This is a genomic window from Kitasatospora sp. NPDC087315, assembly GCF_044744345.1.
GTDB lineage: Bacteria > Actinomycetota > Actinomycetes > Streptomycetales > Streptomycetaceae > Kitasatospora.
Genome location: NZ_JBIUYD010000021.1, coordinates 78703 through 93013, shown reverse-complemented (window position 1 = coordinate 93013; position 14311 = coordinate 78703). Strand labels below are relative to the sequence as shown.

Annotated in this window: 19 protein-coding genes and 1 pseudogene; 10 read left to right on the top strand and 10 right to left on the bottom strand. The window is 71.1% G+C overall.

All coding sequences use genetic code 11. The features are described from left to right. The 3 genes from ACIO5D_RS27535 to ACIO5D_RS27525 form a co-directional block, all read left to right on the top strand. Nucleotides 1-721 (top strand): peptidoglycan-binding protein (locus ACIO5D_RS27535; protein ID WP_400798612.1); only part of this gene is annotated, 721 nt, incomplete at its 5' end. Nucleotides 722-792: 71 nt separating this feature from the next. Then, entirely contained in the window at nt 793-1092 is a 300-nt protein-coding gene (locus tag ACIO5D_RS27530) for a hypothetical protein (protein WP_400798589.1), read from the top strand. Nucleotides 1093-1122: 30 nt separating this feature from the next. Beyond that, nucleotides 1123-1632 (top strand): hypothetical protein, encoded by a 510-nt coding sequence (locus ACIO5D_RS27525; protein WP_400798592.1) that lies wholly within the window; start codon nt 1123-1125, stop codon nt 1630-1632. A gap of 67 nt (nt 1633-1699) precedes the next feature. Here ACIO5D_RS27525 and ACIO5D_RS27520 read toward each other — a convergent pair whose 3' ends face one another. The 3 genes from ACIO5D_RS27520 to ACIO5D_RS27510 form a co-directional block, all read right to left on the bottom strand. Continuing rightward, nucleotides 1700-2665, bottom strand: coding sequence for a hypothetical protein (locus tag ACIO5D_RS27520; protein ID WP_400798594.1), 966 nt, complete (start codon nt 2663-2665; stop codon nt 1700-1702). Between the two features lie 410 nt (nt 2666-3075). Next, on the bottom strand, nt 3076-4134 hold the full coding sequence (locus ACIO5D_RS27515) for a hypothetical protein (RefSeq protein WP_400798597.1): 1059 nt from the start codon (nt 4132-4134) through the stop codon (nt 3076-3078). Nucleotides 4135-4299: 165 nt separating this feature from the next. After that, complete coding sequence (locus ACIO5D_RS27510) at nt 4300-4623, bottom strand: hypothetical protein (RefSeq protein WP_400798599.1); 324 nt, start codon at nt 4621-4623, stop codon at nt 4300-4302. Between the two features lie 246 nt (nt 4624-4869). Here ACIO5D_RS27510 and ACIO5D_RS27505 point away from each other — a divergent pair, with 246 nt between their 5' ends. The 4 genes from ACIO5D_RS27505 (at nt 4870) to ACIO5D_RS27490 (ending at nt 7237) form a co-directional block, all read left to right on the top strand. Then, complete coding sequence (locus ACIO5D_RS27505) at nt 4870-5502, top strand: hypothetical protein (RefSeq protein ID WP_400798602.1); 633 nt, start codon at nt 4870-4872, stop codon at nt 5500-5502. Between the two features lie 298 nt (nt 5503-5800). Then, nucleotides 5801-6025, top strand: coding sequence for a hypothetical protein (locus ACIO5D_RS27500; protein ID WP_400798605.1), 225 nt, complete (start codon nt 5801-5803; stop codon nt 6023-6025). Nucleotides 6026-6361: 336 nt separating this feature from the next. Further along, complete coding sequence (locus tag ACIO5D_RS27495; RefSeq protein ID WP_400798608.1) at nt 6362-6628, top strand: hypothetical protein; 267 nt, start codon at nt 6362-6364, stop codon at nt 6626-6628. Nucleotides 6629-6793: 165 nt separating this feature from the next. Next, the gene (locus tag ACIO5D_RS27490; RefSeq protein WP_400798610.1) at nt 6794-7237 is read left to right on the top strand and encodes a hypothetical protein; all 444 of its coding nucleotides are present in this window, start codon (nt 6794-6796) and stop codon (nt 7235-7237) included. Nucleotides 7238-7423: 186 nt separating this feature from the next. On the opposite strand, the gene ACIO5D_RS27485 is transcribed toward ACIO5D_RS27490, so the two are convergent. The 4 genes from ACIO5D_RS27485 to ACIO5D_RS27470 form a co-directional block, all read right to left on the bottom strand. Next, nucleotides 7424-7867: a hypothetical protein gene (locus tag ACIO5D_RS27485; protein WP_400798610.1), complete on the bottom strand. Its 444-nt coding sequence runs from the start codon at nt 7865-7867 to the stop codon at nt 7424-7426. A 165-nt stretch (nt 7868-8032) separates the two neighbouring features. Further along, a complete protein-coding gene (locus ACIO5D_RS27480) occupies nt 8033-8299 on the bottom strand; it encodes a hypothetical protein (RefSeq protein ID WP_400798608.1) in 267 nt (88 codons plus the stop codon). Nucleotides 8300-8635: 336 nt separating this feature from the next. After that, nucleotides 8636-8860 carry a hypothetical protein gene (locus ACIO5D_RS27475; RefSeq protein WP_400798605.1) on the bottom strand — a complete coding sequence of 75 codons (225 nt, stop codon included), beginning with the start codon at nt 8858-8860 and terminating at the stop codon, nt 8636-8638. Between the two features lie 298 nt (nt 8861-9158). After that, on the bottom strand, nt 9159-9791 hold the full coding sequence (locus ACIO5D_RS27470) for a hypothetical protein (RefSeq protein ID WP_400798602.1): 633 nt from the start codon (nt 9789-9791) through the stop codon (nt 9159-9161). Nucleotides 9792-10037: 246 nt separating this feature from the next. Between ACIO5D_RS27470 and ACIO5D_RS27465 the strand changes: the two genes are divergently transcribed. The 3 genes from ACIO5D_RS27465 to ACIO5D_RS27455 all read left to right on the top strand — a co-directional run bounded on the left by ACIO5D_RS27465 (nt 10038) and on the right by ACIO5D_RS27455 (nt 12961). Continuing rightward, nucleotides 10038-10361, top strand: coding sequence for a hypothetical protein (locus tag ACIO5D_RS27465; RefSeq protein ID WP_400798599.1), 324 nt, complete (start codon nt 10038-10040; stop codon nt 10359-10361). Nucleotides 10362-10526: 165 nt separating this feature from the next. Continuing rightward, entirely contained in the window at nt 10527-11585 is a 1059-nt protein-coding gene (locus ACIO5D_RS27460; protein ID WP_400798597.1) for a hypothetical protein, read from the top strand. 410 nt (nt 11586-11995) lie between these two features. Next, entirely contained in the window at nt 11996-12961 is a 966-nt protein-coding gene (locus tag ACIO5D_RS27455) for a hypothetical protein (RefSeq protein ID WP_400798594.1), read from the top strand. Nucleotides 12962-13028: 67 nt separating this feature from the next. Here ACIO5D_RS27455 and ACIO5D_RS27450 read toward each other — a convergent pair whose 3' ends face one another. The 3 genes and pseudogenes from ACIO5D_RS27450 to ACIO5D_RS27440 all read right to left on the bottom strand — a co-directional run. Next, nucleotides 13029-13538: a hypothetical protein gene (locus tag ACIO5D_RS27450; protein ID WP_400798592.1), complete on the bottom strand. Its 510-nt coding sequence runs from the start codon at nt 13536-13538 to the stop codon at nt 13029-13031. 30 nt (nt 13539-13568) lie between these two features. Beyond that, nucleotides 13569-13868, bottom strand: coding sequence for a hypothetical protein (locus tag ACIO5D_RS27445; protein ID WP_400798589.1), 300 nt, complete (start codon nt 13866-13868; stop codon nt 13569-13571). A gap of 71 nt (nt 13869-13939) precedes the next feature. Next, a pseudogene (locus ACIO5D_RS27440) lies at nt 13940-14311 on the bottom strand (hypothetical protein); the annotation flags it as partial.

The window sequence follows — 14311 nt, the reverse complement described above, 5'->3', positions numbered from 1 at the left end:
CGGGCCGCGCTGGGGCGATGCCGACCGCAACGCCTGCCGTGCCTTCCAGGAGGCCCAGGGCTGGACGGGCGGCGACGCCGACGGCATCCCCGGCCCGACGACATGGGAACTGCTGGTCACCGGCCAGGGCAACAGCATTCCCGCCGAGCCCGCTCCGCAGCCTGCCCCGGACCCGAACGCCTTCCCCGGTGCCGACCAGTTCGGCCCCGGCGCGAACAACTGGCACGTCACCAGGCTGGGGCAGATGCTCGTCTCCCGGGGCGGTGGCCGCTTCTACAACGAGGGCCCCGGGCCGCGCTGGGGCGATGCCGACCGCAACGCCTGCCGTGCCTTCCAGGAGGCCCAGGGCTGGACGGGCGGCGACGCCGACGGCATCCCCGGCCCAACGACATGGGAACTGCTGGTCACCGGCCAGGGCAACAACATCCCCGCCCCGACCCACGCCCGCGGCACCCTCGGAGCCTGGCCCGGCTCCCCGCCGCTGCGCTACGGCTACACGAACGACGCGATCACCCGTCTCCAGCTGCGCCTGCGCGACGCGGTTGGCCCCGACCAGGCCGCCCGGCTCAACCCGAACGGGGCGACCGGCCACTACGGCGAGGAGACCCGTGCCCTGGTGACCTACGCCCTGCGCGGCCACCCGGAGACCTGGGACGCCGGCGCGACCCGGCACGACGGCCTCGTGGGCGCCCGGTCCTGGGCCGTCATCGACCAGCTCTGACCCCTCCGTGGGTCCGGCCGTGCCCGCGCAGCCGGGACCCACCACCACCCCACCTCAAGGAGACACACGTCATGAACCTGACCGACGCCCAGCTCTGGGCCATGATCATCGCCTTCTTCTCCCCACTGGCGACCGCCGTCGTTCAGCAGCCCCGATGGTCGAACGTCCTGCGGACCATCGTGGCCTCACTCATCGCCGCAGCAGTCGGCACCGGGTCGGCGTACTTCGCCGGCGACTTCACCGGCCGCGGTGTCGTGTCAACAGTCCTGCTCGCCGTCGTCGTCTCGACCACCGCCTACACCAGCGTCTTCAAGCCAGTCGGCGCCGCGCCCGCGATCGAGCGCGCCACCGCCTTCGGCACCCGCCAGTAACCCCCGACCCGAGTAGCACGAGGAGCAGCCGTGACCGCTGCCGAGATCATCACCGCGCTCAGCGGGCTGGGCGTAGGCGGCATCGCGACAGCGGCCGGCAGCTTCCTGATCCAGCGCAGAACGACAGCCCAGGACGGGTACAGCAAACTGACGAACGACCTCCAGGAGGAGCGCACCGCGCTCCAGGAGGAACGGCGCCTCCAGCAGGCCGAGTTCCAGGCCGAGCGGGCCCGCCTCAGCTCCCAGCTCAGCGAGGCACAGCGGCAGCTGAGTGCCGCCTTCGACGAGGCGGCCTCGCTCCGGGAAGCGCGGCGCCAGGTGACGGCCCAGCTCACCGAGACCCGGGCCCAGCTGGCCGAGACCCGCACGCAGCTTGCCGAGGCGCAACGCCAGCTCGGCGAGGCACAGGCCCAGCTGATCGCCGCCGGGGCCCAGGTGACGCTGGCGGTTCAGGCGGCCAACCAAATGCGTGAGCAGATCGCCCAGCTCACCGCACAGATGGCCCAGATGGTCACGCAGCCCGGCCCAACCGCGGCCTGACCCCATATTAACGGGCCCGGTTCTGGGTAGGCCCCGGAAGGACCCACCTCTGCAACTGGCCGGGGGGTCATGTCTGTTCGTCTTCCACGATCCGGCGCAGTTGCTCCATCGTAGGCAGCTGGCGGGCTGCCGAACCGCGAGCGGTGTTGATCCGCGTAGCAGCTCGGTCCAGTGCTCGGCGCAGGCCCTGCGGCTGGAGCGGCATTCCAGCCGGGCGTAGCGGAGTTCCTCCTTCGGGGCTCGGTCTGCCGCCGGTGTGGTTGGGTGCCAGCGAGACGAACAGGTAGTCGTGGTGGGGATCGGCGTCCTGGTCGGGGTGCGCAGCTGCCCAGGCGCGCAGCTCGGCGACCAGGCGCTCGCGGATCAGCCGGTAGCGGTTGAGCGCGGCCACGGTAGTCGGGTGCAGTTCGATCGGCGAGGTCAGTATCCGTTCGCTGGCGGGCCTTCGTTGGGGGTTCAGGCGCAGACGTGCGGTGACCGTCGGTCTGCGGTGCCCCGGCTTGAGCTGGGTGGTGATGTCGGCGGTGAGCATGGCGGCGAGTTCGCCGCTGCGTCCTCGGGTGTCCAAGGTCAGACCGATTGCTAGCAGGATGCGTGCGTGGTCGTCGTCGAGGAGCGGTTTGTTGTTCTGCTGGCTGAGGTACCGGCGCAGGCTGGCGGCCTGGGTACTGGTGGTGCCGGGCATGAGGGCAGGGGCGGGAACGCAGTGCTGGAGGTCCAGGGGTAGGCCGGCCCGGGTGGAGAGTGCGTTGAGGCAGCCGATTCGGGTGCGGTTGGTAGTGGGGGCAGTGGGACCTGAGCGGGCAGCGGAGGATCGGAAGAGGCCGTCCTCGGCGGCCGCGAGGAACTGGCTGATGGTGTCGTGGGTCAGCGGGCCCTGGGGCGGGATGACGTTCTCGGCAGCCGCTCGGTCCAGCTCATGCATCACTGAGGTGTACTGGCGTAGCCGTTCGGCGGTGATGCCTGGTTCGGATGTCAGCCCGAGGTAGACGGTGCGGAGCTGGTCGAGGGTGGGTCTGCGGGTGGCCGTCATCGTGGGTCCCTTCCGACGTTGGTCCCGGCAGGTTGCGGGGTGAGGCCGATGTGAGTGTCACGATATTAACGGGCCCGGTTCTTGAGCCTCACTTTTTCGAATGACCAGATTCAGGCCTACTGGGAGGTCCGGCCGTCCTCCGACGGGTGAGCGCGGGCGCCACCTCACCGGCGACACGGGGCTGTGGCTGACCGGGGCGGCTTCGGGCAGGGAACTCGCCTCGGCCCGCTACCTGCTGCACCGCATACCGGCCTCCGGGGAGGATCGGAACGGCCAGTAGCGGGAGCGGTCAGCCGGTGGTGCTCCTCAGAGGCCATACCGGCCTGCGCGCCGTAACGCCGTGGGCCCGTGACGACGGTGCTCCGTCGCCACGGGCCCACGGGGCGCAGCGGCTGCCGCAAGAGGGGCGTCTACAGGCCGAGGCCGTGGGGCACGGAGTAGGCCGGGCGCAGCCAGAACACAGAGGTGCAGCCCCAGCCGTGAAGGTGGGGCGCATCGTCCTCCGGGGTGTCGTCCTCCGGGGCCTGGCCGAGCGCGGCGGCGCCGGCGGTGGTCAGGTACACCGCGTCCCAGTCGGCGGCGAGCGCCGCCCAGTTCGCGAACCGGTGGTCGTCCGGGTCGGAATCCTCCGTCGCCGGGTTGGGATACGCCTGGACCAGGGCGAGCAGGTCGTCCATGCCGTCCACCAGCAGGATGCGGGCATCGGCGTCCGGAGCGATCAGCAGGTGCTCGGTGTAGGTGCTGGGGTCGCCGCCCTGCTCATCCCACCAGTCCGACCACGCGGTCCGCTCGATCGCCTCGCCGGCCCCCGCCGTGACCGGCGAGGTCCATAGGCCGGTGCCGGCGAGCGGACGTGCCATGCGCAACTCCGGCTCCGGACCGATCCGCCGGAACCTCTCCGGCTCCACGAAGCCGTGGTAGAAGTCCTCGTCGTGTGAGTGCGCCACGGGGGGCAGGTCGGCCGGCGGAACGGAGCGCAGGGGATGGGCCGTGGCGTGGGCCGCACGCCACGCCTCTTGAACCTGTCGCTGGCGCTCCCGGGCCTCCTCCGCCCTCGCGCGGCGGGCCGCCGCCTGCGCCTCGATCTGCTGCTGGTGCTCGGCCGCTGCGCGCTGGCGCTGCTCGGCCTTCGCGGCTGCCTCTGCCGTACGGACCTCCGCCTCGGCCGGGGTGATGGGCCGGACCACCAGTGCGACGCCGCCGCTGTCCACCCGGTCGCCGGCGACATCCACACGGTCGACGGCGAGCAGCCACGGGCAATTCGGCCGCTGCATCTGCGCCCGGCCGTCCGACATCGTCATCTTCTCGCTGTACCCGAGCGGGAGGTTGGGGTAGTACGGGGGGACGTGCGCACGGAGGTTGCCGTCCGGCAGTACCTCCACCACCCAGTTCGCCTTGGGGTGCAGTTCCGTGAGCCAGGTGCGCAGCTGCTCCGGGGTGGGGGCCGGCGGCGCGCTTTGCTCGGGCATGAGTCTCTCCTGCTGGTCGGTGCGATGGGACGCGACGGAGCGCCGGATGCGGCGCGCTCGCGTCCCTGCCGATGCAGGGCAACCGGTCCGTCCTGCGACGGAGCGGCGGGGTCGGCTCTACTTCTCCGACCGCCGACCTAAATCTACGAAGGGGAGGAAGGGGAGTCAACCCTGCCGGCTGCCGGCGTCGACCAGGACCCGGGCGAGGCCGGTCAGGAAGGTGCCCACCCGGGACCACCCCGGGACCGTGCCGGGCCCGTACTCCTCCTCCCGCTCCGACTGCCCGTACACGCGGGTGAGGACGGTGGAGGACCCATCGGCGTGGGCGGCGTACAGGTGGTACTCGGCCTGGCCGGCGCACGGTACCGGGATGGACGTCGGCGGCCGGTCGCCGGTGAGGTCCGGGCGCAGCCGCGGGTAGGTGCTGGCCCCGAGGTAGTAGAGGCAGGCGAAGGGGTTGCGGCGGAAGTAGTCGGGGGTGGGGAACATTGGCGCCGGATCGTGCGCCTGTACGCTCCGTGATCACCGTGCCGCCGATGTTGCTGCTCCTCGCCAGAGCGCGCGCGGTTATCTGGCGCTCCGCACCGTTCTCGCTGGCCAGAGCCTCGATCGGCATTAAGCCAAGTAAGGCACGTTGACTCTGAAGATATTTCCAACGTCCCCCCGTTGACATCTTCGACGGGGGGACGTTGAATATAGGCGAAGGCACTGCCCGCCGCTACCAAGGAGAGCGCCATGACCGCCGTACAGCCTCTGGCTGAGACCGTCGCCGAAGACTGGGACTCCGCCCGTACTCACCTCGCGGAGAACACCAGCACCGCGGCCTACGACCTGACCGAGCTGACGGCCTTGCTCGACGCCGAGCTCCACCACCTGGTGCTCGACCCGCAGACCCGGACCATCTGGTGGGCCTACGACAATAGCCCCCTGGACGGTGAGGGCTGGACGGTCCAGCAGCTGGCCCCCTCCGACGCCGCCGCGCAGCTGAGCGACGTGGTGGACCTGATCCAGGACCGGCAGGACGACCTCGCCGAGTACGCCGACCACCACGCCGACCTCGACCGCGACCAGGAAGCGCTCGACGAGTACGCGGCCGTTCTCCTGCTGGCGCTGCCAGTCGAACCGGCGGAGGCCGCCGTGAAGATCAAGCGGCGGCGGCGCCAGGTCGCACGAGAGGACGCCCTCCAGCAGCGCGCCTACGCCCGGCTGGTCGCCGAGCTCGCGGGGACCGAGCACGGGGGCAAGGCCCGCGCCGGCCGGGTTCTGGGCGTCACTGACGTCCAGATCGGCCGGATCATCCGCGAGGACCAGCAGCGTCGTGCAGCGCTGGCCGATGCCGTCCGAGCCGCACGCCAGACTTCGGACTGACGGTCCAACCGTTTCGGCCGAAAAGGTTGGCGTGCCAGCGGTGCCCTACGTGCCTGACGAACCCTCGGATATCTGTAAGGCACGGACCAATCGGGCCCACTTGCCTGACGTGCCTTACGGCTCCTGGGAACCCCAGATAAGTCGGGTACCTCGACCCCCGACGTGGTCCGGGCCCGGTGACGGCCTGCGGGCTCGATACCGCAGGCATGGCAACCGAGCAGTCGCTGGGTGAATGGTTCCCGGCCGCTCCCGGCGTGGCAGCGGCCGGGCACCATACGGGCCGGGCGACCATGGCGCGATGACGGACGAGACGACAGACCCGGTACTGATCTCTCCCGAGGAGGCCAAGCAGTCGATCCCGGCCTTCCGCGCGGCCCTGGACGCACTGGAAGAGGCGTTCCTCGACCGCGCCGCCGCCGAGGACCCCGAGGCCGCCCGCGCGGCCCCAGCCGCCATGGCCAGGGCCGCCGCGCTGGGCGACCAGGCGCGCGCCGAGCTCGCAGCCCGCAGCCTCGACCTCTGACCACAGAGCGTACAGGCGCACGATCCGGCGCCGATGTTCCTCAACCCCCCTACTGACCGTTCCGATCCTCCTCAGAGGCCATACCGGCCTGCGCGCCGTGCGCCGACTTCCACAACCGGCTGTGTGCCGAGATCAGCGCCACCAGCTACGGCGACACCCCGGCGGACGAGGTGATGCTGTACGCGCGGATGGAGAACCAGCTGGTGCACGCGGAGGACGCCCAACGGATCGGCCTGATCTAACGCCGATCGCAGTCGAATCACCCCGGAGTCACGCCGTCAGCACTGGTTGACGGTGCGTTAGCCCGGCCGTCCGGGCTGTGCGATGGTTGGCCTCATGACGGACTTGGTGGACGAGTGCGCCGCTCTCGGCGCCCGGCTGGGCACCTGGCTGACCGCTTCCACGCCGCTGACGGCGGCCGCACTGCTCGACTGCCTGCGCGCGGCGGAGGCCGGAACCACCGGTGAGGCCCGGTTCCTCTGGGGTGCGGCGGCACTGAACTGGGAGGCCGGGATCAACGCGGCCCCAGGAGTTCGGCCGCGCACCAGTGAACTGTGGGCTGTGGCGATCGAGTACGCCGACTTCGCCAGCCGCCGGGCGTGAACCGGGCCCCACCCACCGCCTCGCCGAACCGATACGCTCGGCACATGACCGACTCCCCTGTGTGCATCCTGATCCACCCTGACCGGCCTCGGGGAACCCGGCCGGCGGCGCGCTGCGGCCCCTGCGCGACCCGGCCGAGGCCGAGGGCGAGCAGGACGAGGAAGAGTGAGTACCGTTCAGATGGTGAAGCGGGAGGACGGCATGGAGCACAACTTGAGGTGCGGACGCTGCGGGAACGAGGCTCCGCGCGACCTGACGAGCGCGGACGCCGCAGACTGGAACGCGCGGTGGCAGGCGGGCCGCCCGACCGGGGTGATCTGTCCGGGCTGCCAGACCCTGGCCGACTCCGCGGAGGCCGAAGCGAACGCGGCCGAACTCCGGGTTGCGGCCGAGGACGGCGGCCAGTTCTTCGCGGACCCCGTGATCTGCATGACCGGCTCCATGACCGACCCGGGCACCATCCTGTACGGCGAGGACCACCTCCGTAGGGTGCTCCGGACCGGCCAGGCCGAGAACCTCGGAGCGATCGAGCACCTGCCGGTGGGCACGCGCTGCGTACCCACCGTGGGCGGGGTGCTGATCCACCCTCCCCGCCCACGGGCTCGGTAGGTTACGGCGCGGGCTCCACGTCCTGATTGATCCCCGAAGCCGCTGACGGCCGCGCCGAGTGGGGTCGAGCCAAGGTACGTGCGATCGGGGCCATGGCCCCGATCGCACGTACCTTGGCTCGACCCCACTCGGCGCGGCCGTCAGCGGCTTCGGGGATCAATCAGGACGTGGAGCCCGCGCCGTAACCTACCGAGCCCGTGGGCGGGGAGGGTGGATCAGCACCCCGCCCACGGTGGGTACGCAGCGCGTGCCCACCGGCAGGTGCTCGATCGCTCCGAGGTTCTCGGCCTGGCCGGTCCGGAGCACCCTACGGAGGTGGTCCTCGCCGTACAGGATGGTGCCCGGGTCGGTCATGGAGCCGGTCATGCAGATCACGGGGTCCGCGAAGAACTGGCCGCCGTCCTCGGCCGCAACCCGGAGTTCGGCCGCGTTCGCTTCGGCCTCCGCGGAGTCGGCCAGGGTCTGGCAGCCCGGACAGATCACCCCGGTCGGGCGGCCCGCCTGCCACCGCGCGTTCCAGTCTGCGGCGTCCGCGCTCGTCAGGTCGCGCGGAGCCTCGTTCCCGCAGCGTCCGCACCTCAAGTTGTGCTCCATGCCGTCCTCCCGCTTCACCATCTGAACGGTACTCACTCTTCCTCGTCCTGCTCGCCCTCGGCCTCGGCCGGGTCGCGCAGGGGCCGCAGCGCGCCGCCGGCCGGGTTCCCCGAGGCCGGTCAGGGTGGATCAGGATGCACACAGGGGAGTCGGTCATGTGCCGAGCGTATCGGTTCGGCGAGGCGGTGGGTGGGGCCCGGTTCACGCCCGGCGGCTGGCGAAGTCGGCGTACTCGATCGCCACAGCCCACAGTTCACTGGTGCGCGGCCGAACTCCTGGGGCCGCGTTGATCCCGGCCTCCCAGTTCAGTGCCGCCGCACCCCAGAGGAACCGGGCCTCACCGGTGGTTCCGGCCTCCGCCGCGCGCAGGCAGTCGAGCAGTGCGGCCGCCGTCAGCGGCGTGGAAGCGGTCAGCCAGGTGCCCAGCCGGGCGCCGAGAGCGGCGCACTCGTCCACCAAGTCCGTCATGAGGCCAACCATCGCACAGCCCGGACGGCCGGGCTAACGCACCGTCAACCAGTGCTGACGGCGTGACTCCGGGGTGATTCGACTGCGATCGGCGTTAGATCAGGCCGATCCGTTGGGCGTCCTCCGCGTGCACCAGCTGGTTCTCCATCCGCGCGTACAGCATCACCTCGTCCGCCGGGGTGTCGCCGTAGCTGGTGGCGCTGATCTCGGCACACAGCCGGTTGTGGAAGTCGGCGCACGGCGCGCAGGCCGGTATGGCCTCTGAGGAGGATCGGAACGGTCAGTAGGGGGGTTGAGGAACATCGGCGCCGGATCGTGCGCCTGTACGCTCTGTGGTCAGAGGTCGAGGCTGCGGGCTGCGAGCTCGGCGCGCGCCTGGTCGCCCAGCGCGGCGGCCCTGGCCATGGCGGCTGGGGCCGCGCGGGCGGCCTCGGGGTCCTCGGCGGCGGCGCGGTCGAGGAACGCCTCTTCCAGTGCGTCCAGGGCCGCGCGGAAGGCCGGGATCGACTGCTTGGCCTCCTCGGGAGAGATCAGTACCGGGTCTGTCGTCTCGTCCGTCATCGCGCCATGGTCGCCCGGCCCGTATGGTGCCCGGCCGCTGCCACGCCGGGAGCGGCCGGGAACCATTCACCCAGCGACTGCTCGGTTGCCATGCCTGCGGTATCGAGCCCGCAGGCCGTCACCGGGCCCGGACCACGTCGGGGGTCGAGGTACCCGACTTATCTGGGGTTCCCAGGAGCCGTAAGGCACGTCAGGCAAGTGGGCCCGATTGGTCCGTGCCTTACAGATATCCGAGGGTTCGTCAGGCACGTAGGGCACCGCTGGCACGCCAACCTTTTCGGCCGAAACGGTTGGACCGTCAGTCCGAAGTCTGGCGTGCGGCTCGGACGGCATCGGCCAGCGCTGCACGACGCTGCTGGTCCTCGCGGATGATCCGGCCGATCTGGACGTCAGTGACGCCCAGAACCCGGCCGGCGCGGGCCTTGCCCCCGTGCTCGGTCCCCGCGAGCTCGGCGACCAGCCGGGCGTAGGCGCGCTGCTGGAGGGCGTCCTCTCGTGCGACCTGGCGCCGCCGCCGCTTGATCTTCACGGCGGCCTCCGCCGGTTCGACTGGCAGCGCCAGCAGGAGAACGGCCGCGTACTCGTCGAGCGCTTCCTGGTCGCGGTCGAGGTCGGCGTGGTGGTCGGCGTACTCGGCGAGGTCGTCCTGCCGGTCCTGGATCAGGTCCACCACGTCGCTCAGCTGCGCGGCGGCGTCGGAGGGGGCCAGCTGCTGGACCGTCCAGCCCTCACCGTCCAGGGGGCTATTGTCGTAGGCCCACCAGATGGTCCGGGTCTGCGGGTCGAGCACCAGGTGGTGGAGCTCGGCGTCGAGCAAGGCCGTCAGCTCGGTCAGGTCGTAGGCCGCGGTGCTGGTGTTCTCCGCGAGGTGAGTACGGGCGGAGTCCCAGTCTTCGGCGACGGTCTCAGCCAGAGGCTGTACGGCGGTCATGGCGCTCTCCTTGGTAGCGGCGGGCAGTGCCTTCGCCTATATTCAACGTCCCCCCGTCGAAGATGTCAACGGGGGGACGTTGGAAATATCTTCAGAGTCAACGTGCCTTACTTGGCTTAATGCCGATCGAGGCTCTGGCCAGCGAGAACGGTGCGGAGCGCCAGATAACCGCGCGCGCTCTGGCGAGGAGCAGCAACATCGGCGGCACGGTGATCACGGAGCGTACAGGCGCACGATCCGGCGCCAATGTTCCCCACCCCCGACTACTTCCGCCGCAACCCCTTCGCCTGCCTCTACTACCTCGGGGCCAGCACCTACCCGCGGCTGCGCCCGGACCTCACCGGCGACCGGCCGCCGACGTCCATCCCGGTACCGTGCGCCGGCCAGGCCGAGTACCACCTGTACGCCGCCCACGCCGATGGGTCCTCCACCGTCCTCACCCGCGTGTACGGGCAGTCGGAGCGGGAGGAGGAGTACGGGCCCGGCACGGTCCCGGGGTGGTCCCGGGTGGGCACCTTCCTGACCGGCCTCGCCCGGGTCCTGGTCGACGCCGGCAGCCGGCAGGGTTGACTCCCCTTCCTCCCCTTCGTAGATTTAGGTCGGCGGTCGGAGAAGTAGAGCCGACCCCGCCGCTCCGTCGCAGGACGGACCGGTTGCCCTGCATCGGCAGGGACGCGAGCGCGCCGCATCCGGCGCTCCGTCGCGTCCCATCGCACCGACCAGCAGGAGAGACTCATGCCCGAGCAAAGCGCGCCGCCGGCCCCCACCCCGGAGCAGCTGCGCACCTGGCTCACGGAACTGCACCCCAAGGCGAACTGGGTGGTGGAGGTACTGCCGGACGGCAACCTCCGTGCGCACGTCCCCCCGTACTACCCCAACCTCCCGCTCGGGTACAGCGAGAAGATGACGATGTCGGACGGCCGGGCGCAGATGCAGCGGCCGAATTGCCCGTGGCTGCTCGCCGTCGACCGTGTGGATGTCGCCGGCGACCGGGTGGACAGCGGCGGCGTCGCACTGGTGGTCCGGCCCATCACCCCGGCCGAGGCGGAGGTCCGTACGGCAGAGGCAGCCGCGAAGGCCGAGCAGCGCCAGCGCGCAGCGGCCGAGCACCAGCAGCAGATCGAGGCGCAGGCGGCGGCCCGCCGCGCGAGGGCGGAGGAGGCCCGGGAGCGCCAGCGACAGGTTCAAGAGGCGTGGCGTGCGGCCCACGCCACGGCCCATCCCCTGCGCTCCGTTCCGCCGGCCGACCTGCCCCCCGTGGCGCACTCACACGACGAGGACTTCTACCACGGCTTCGTGGAGCCGGAGAGGTTCCGGCGGATCGGTCCGGAGCCGGAGTTGCGCATGGCACGTCCGCTCGCCGGCACCGGCCTATGGACCTCGCCGGTCACGGCGGGGGCCGGCGAGGCGATCGAGCGGACCGCGTGGTCGGACTGGTGGGATGAGCAGGGCGGCGACCCCAGCACCTACACCGAGCACCTGCTGATCGCTCCGGACGCCGATGCCCGCATCCTGCTGGTGGACGGCATGGACGACCTGCTCGCCCTGGTCCAGGCGTATCCCAACCCGGCGACGGAGGATTCCGACCCGGACGACCACCGGTTCGCGAACTGGGCGGCGCTCGCCGCCGACTGGGACGCGGTGTACCTGACCACCGCCGGCGCCGCCGCGCTCGGCCAGGCCCCGGAGGACGACACCCCGGAGGACGATGCGCCCCACCTTCACGGCTGGGGCTGCACCTCTGTGTTCTGGCTGCGCCCGGCCTACTCCGTGCCCCACGGCCTCGGCCTGTAGACGCCCCTCTTGCGGCAGCCGCTGCGCCCCGTGGGCCCGTGGCGACGGAGCACCGTCGTCACGGGCCCACGGCGTTACGGCGCGCAGGCCGGTATGGCCTCTGAGGAGCACCACCGGCTGACCGCTCCCGCTACTGGCCGTTCCGATCCTCCCCGGAGGCCGGTATGCGGTGCAGCAGGTAGCGGGCCGAGGCGAGTTCCCTGCCCGAAGCCGCCCCGGTCAGCCACAGCCCCGTGTCGCCGGTGAGGTGGCGCCCGCGCTCACCCGTCGGAGGACGGCCGGACCTCCCAGTAGGCCTGAATCTGGTCATTCGAAAAAGTGAGGCTCAAGAACCGGGCCCGTTAATATCGTGACACTCACATCGGCCTCACCCCGCAACCTGCCGGGACCAACGTCGGAAGGGACCCACGATGACGGCCACCCGCAGACCCACCCTCGACCAGCTCCGCACCGTCTACCTCGGGCTGACATCCGAACCAGGCATCACCGCCGAACGGCTACGCCAGTACACCTCAGTGATGCATGAGCTGGACCGAGCGGCTGCCGAGAACGTCATCCCGCCCCAGGGCCCGCTGACCCACGACACCATCAGCCAGTTCCTCGCGGCCGCCGAGGACGGCCTCTTCCGATCCTCCGCTGCCCGCTCAGGTCCCACTGCCCCCACTACCAACCGCACCCGAATCGGCTGCCTCAACGCACTCTCCACCCGGGCCGGCCTACCCCTGGACCTCCAGCACTGCGTTCCCGCCCCTGCCCTCATGCCCGGCACCACCAGTACCCAGGCCGCCAGCCTGCGCCGGTACCTCAGCCAGCAGAACAACAAACCGCTCCTCGACGACGACCACGCACGCATCCTGCTAGCAATCGGTCTGACCTTGGACACCCGAGGACGCAGCGGCGAACTCGCCGCCATGCTCACCGCCGACATCACCACCCAGCTCAAGCCGGGGCACCGCAGACCGACGGTCACCGCACGTCTGCGCCTGAACCCCCAACGAAGGCCCGCCAGCGAACGGATACTGACCTCGCCGATCGAACTGCACCCGACTACCGTGGCCGCGCTCAACCGCTACCGGCTGATCCGCGAGCGCCTGGTCGCCGAGCTGCGCGCCTGGGCAGCTGCGCACCCCGACCAGGACGCCGATCCCCACCACGACTACCTGTTCGTCTCGCTGGCACCCAACCACACCGGCGGCAGACCGAGCCCCGAAGGAGGAACTCCGCTACGCCCGGCTGGAATGCCGCTCCAGCCGCAGGGCCTGCGCCGAGCACTGGACCGAGCTGCTACGCGGATCAACACCGCTCGCGGTTCGGCAGCCCGCCAGCTGCCTACGATGGAGCAACTGCGCCGGATCGTGGAAGACGAACAGACATGACCCCCCGGCCAGTTGCAGAGGTGGGTCCTTCCGGGGCCTACCCAGAACCGGGCCCGTTAATATGGGGTCAGGCCGCGGTTGGGCCGGGCTGCGTGACCATCTGGGCCATCTGTGCGGTGAGCTGGGCGATCTGCTCACGCATTTGGTTGGCCGCCTGAACCGCCAGCGTCACCTGGGCCCCGGCGGCGATCAGCTGGGCCTGTGCCTCGCCGAGCTGGCGTTGCGCCTCGGCAAGCTGCGTGCGGGTCTCGGCCAGCTGGGCCCGGGTCTCGGTGAGCTGGGCCGTCACCTGGCGCCGCGCTTCCCGGAGCGAGGCCGCCTCGTCGAAGGCGGCACTCAGCTGCCGCTGTGCCTCGCTGAGCTGGGAGCTGAGGCGGGCCCGCTCGGCCTGGAACTCGGCCTGCTGGAGGCGCCGTTCCTCCTGGAGCGCGGTGCGCTCCTCCTGGAGGTCGTTCGTCAGTTTGCTGTACCCGTCCTGGGCTGTCGTTCTGCGCTGGATCAGGAAGCTGCCGGCCGCTGTCGCGATGCCGCCTACGCCCAGCCCGCTGAGCGCGGTGATGATCTCGGCAGCGGTCACGGCTGCTCCTCGTGCTACTCGGGTCGGGGGTTACTGGCGGGTGCCGAAGGCGGTGGCGCGCTCGATCGCGGGCGCGGCGCCGACTGGCTTGAAGACGCTGGTGTAGGCGGTGGTCGAGACGACGACGGCGAGCAGGACTGTTGACACGACACCGCGGCCGGTGAAGTCGCCGGCGAAGTACGCCGACCCGGTGCCGACTGCTGCGGCGATGAGTGAGGCCACGATGGTCCGCAGGACGTTCGACCATCGGGGCTGCTGAACGACGGCGGTCGCCAGTGGGGAGAAGAAGGCGATGATCATGGCCCAGAGCTGGGCGTCGGTCAGGTTCATGACGTGTGTCTCCTTGAGGTGGGGTGGTGGTGGGTCCCGGCTGCGCGGGCACGGCCGGACCCACGGAGGGGTCAGAGCTGGTCGATGACGGCCCAGGACCGGGCGCCCACGAGGCCGTCGTGCCGGGTCGCGCCGGCGTCCCAGGTCTCCGGGTGGCCGCGCAGGGCGTAGGTCACCAGGGCACGGGTCTCCTCGCCGTAGTGGCCGGTCGCCCCGTTCGGGTTGAGCCGGGCGGCCTGGTCGGGGCCAACCGCGTCGCGCAGGCGCAGCTGGAGACGGGTGATCGCGTCGTTCGTGTAGCCGTAGCGCAGCGGCGGGGAGCCGGGCCAGGCTCCGAGGGTGCCGCGGGCGTGGGTCGGGGCGGGGATGTTGTTGCCCTGGCCGGTGACCAGCAGTTCCCATGTCGTTGGGCCGGGGATGCCGTCGGCGTCGCCGCCCGTCCA

What these genes read in the sequence shown, in the direction of transcription:
- ACIO5D_RS27530 (WP_400798589.1), top strand. Translation starts at nt 793, where the DNA reads ATGAACCTGACCGACGCCCAGCTCTGGGCCATGATCATCGCCTTCTTC.
- ACIO5D_RS27520 (WP_400798594.1), bottom strand. Translation starts at nt 2,665, where the DNA reads ATGACGGCCACCCGCAGACCCACCCTCGACCAGCTCCGCACCGTCTAC.
- ACIO5D_RS27515 (WP_400798597.1), bottom strand. Translation starts at nt 4,134, where the DNA reads ATGCCCGAGCAAAGCGCGCCGCCGGCCCCCACCCCGGAGCAGCTGCGC.
- ACIO5D_RS27510 (WP_400798599.1), bottom strand. Translation starts at nt 4,623, where the DNA reads ATGTTCCCCACCCCCGACTACTTCCGCCGCAACCCCTTCGCCTGCCTC.
- ACIO5D_RS27505 (WP_400798602.1), top strand. Translation starts at nt 4,870, where the DNA reads ATGACCGCCGTACAGCCTCTGGCTGAGACCGTCGCCGAAGACTGGGAC.
- ACIO5D_RS27500 (WP_400798605.1), top strand. Translation starts at nt 5,801, where the DNA reads ATGACGGACGAGACGACAGACCCGGTACTGATCTCTCCCGAGGAGGCC.
- ACIO5D_RS27495 (WP_400798608.1), top strand. Translation starts at nt 6,362, where the DNA reads ATGACGGACTTGGTGGACGAGTGCGCCGCTCTCGGCGCCCGGCTGGGC.
- ACIO5D_RS27480 (WP_400798608.1), bottom strand. Translation starts at nt 8,299, where the DNA reads ATGACGGACTTGGTGGACGAGTGCGCCGCTCTCGGCGCCCGGCTGGGC.
- ACIO5D_RS27475 (WP_400798605.1), bottom strand. Translation starts at nt 8,860, where the DNA reads ATGACGGACGAGACGACAGACCCGGTACTGATCTCTCCCGAGGAGGCC.
- ACIO5D_RS27470 (WP_400798602.1), bottom strand. Translation starts at nt 9,791, where the DNA reads ATGACCGCCGTACAGCCTCTGGCTGAGACCGTCGCCGAAGACTGGGAC.
- ACIO5D_RS27465 (WP_400798599.1), top strand. Translation starts at nt 10,038, where the DNA reads ATGTTCCCCACCCCCGACTACTTCCGCCGCAACCCCTTCGCCTGCCTC.
- ACIO5D_RS27460 (WP_400798597.1), top strand. Translation starts at nt 10,527, where the DNA reads ATGCCCGAGCAAAGCGCGCCGCCGGCCCCCACCCCGGAGCAGCTGCGC.
- ACIO5D_RS27455 (WP_400798594.1), top strand. Translation starts at nt 11,996, where the DNA reads ATGACGGCCACCCGCAGACCCACCCTCGACCAGCTCCGCACCGTCTAC.
- ACIO5D_RS27445 (WP_400798589.1), bottom strand. Translation starts at nt 13,868, where the DNA reads ATGAACCTGACCGACGCCCAGCTCTGGGCCATGATCATCGCCTTCTTC.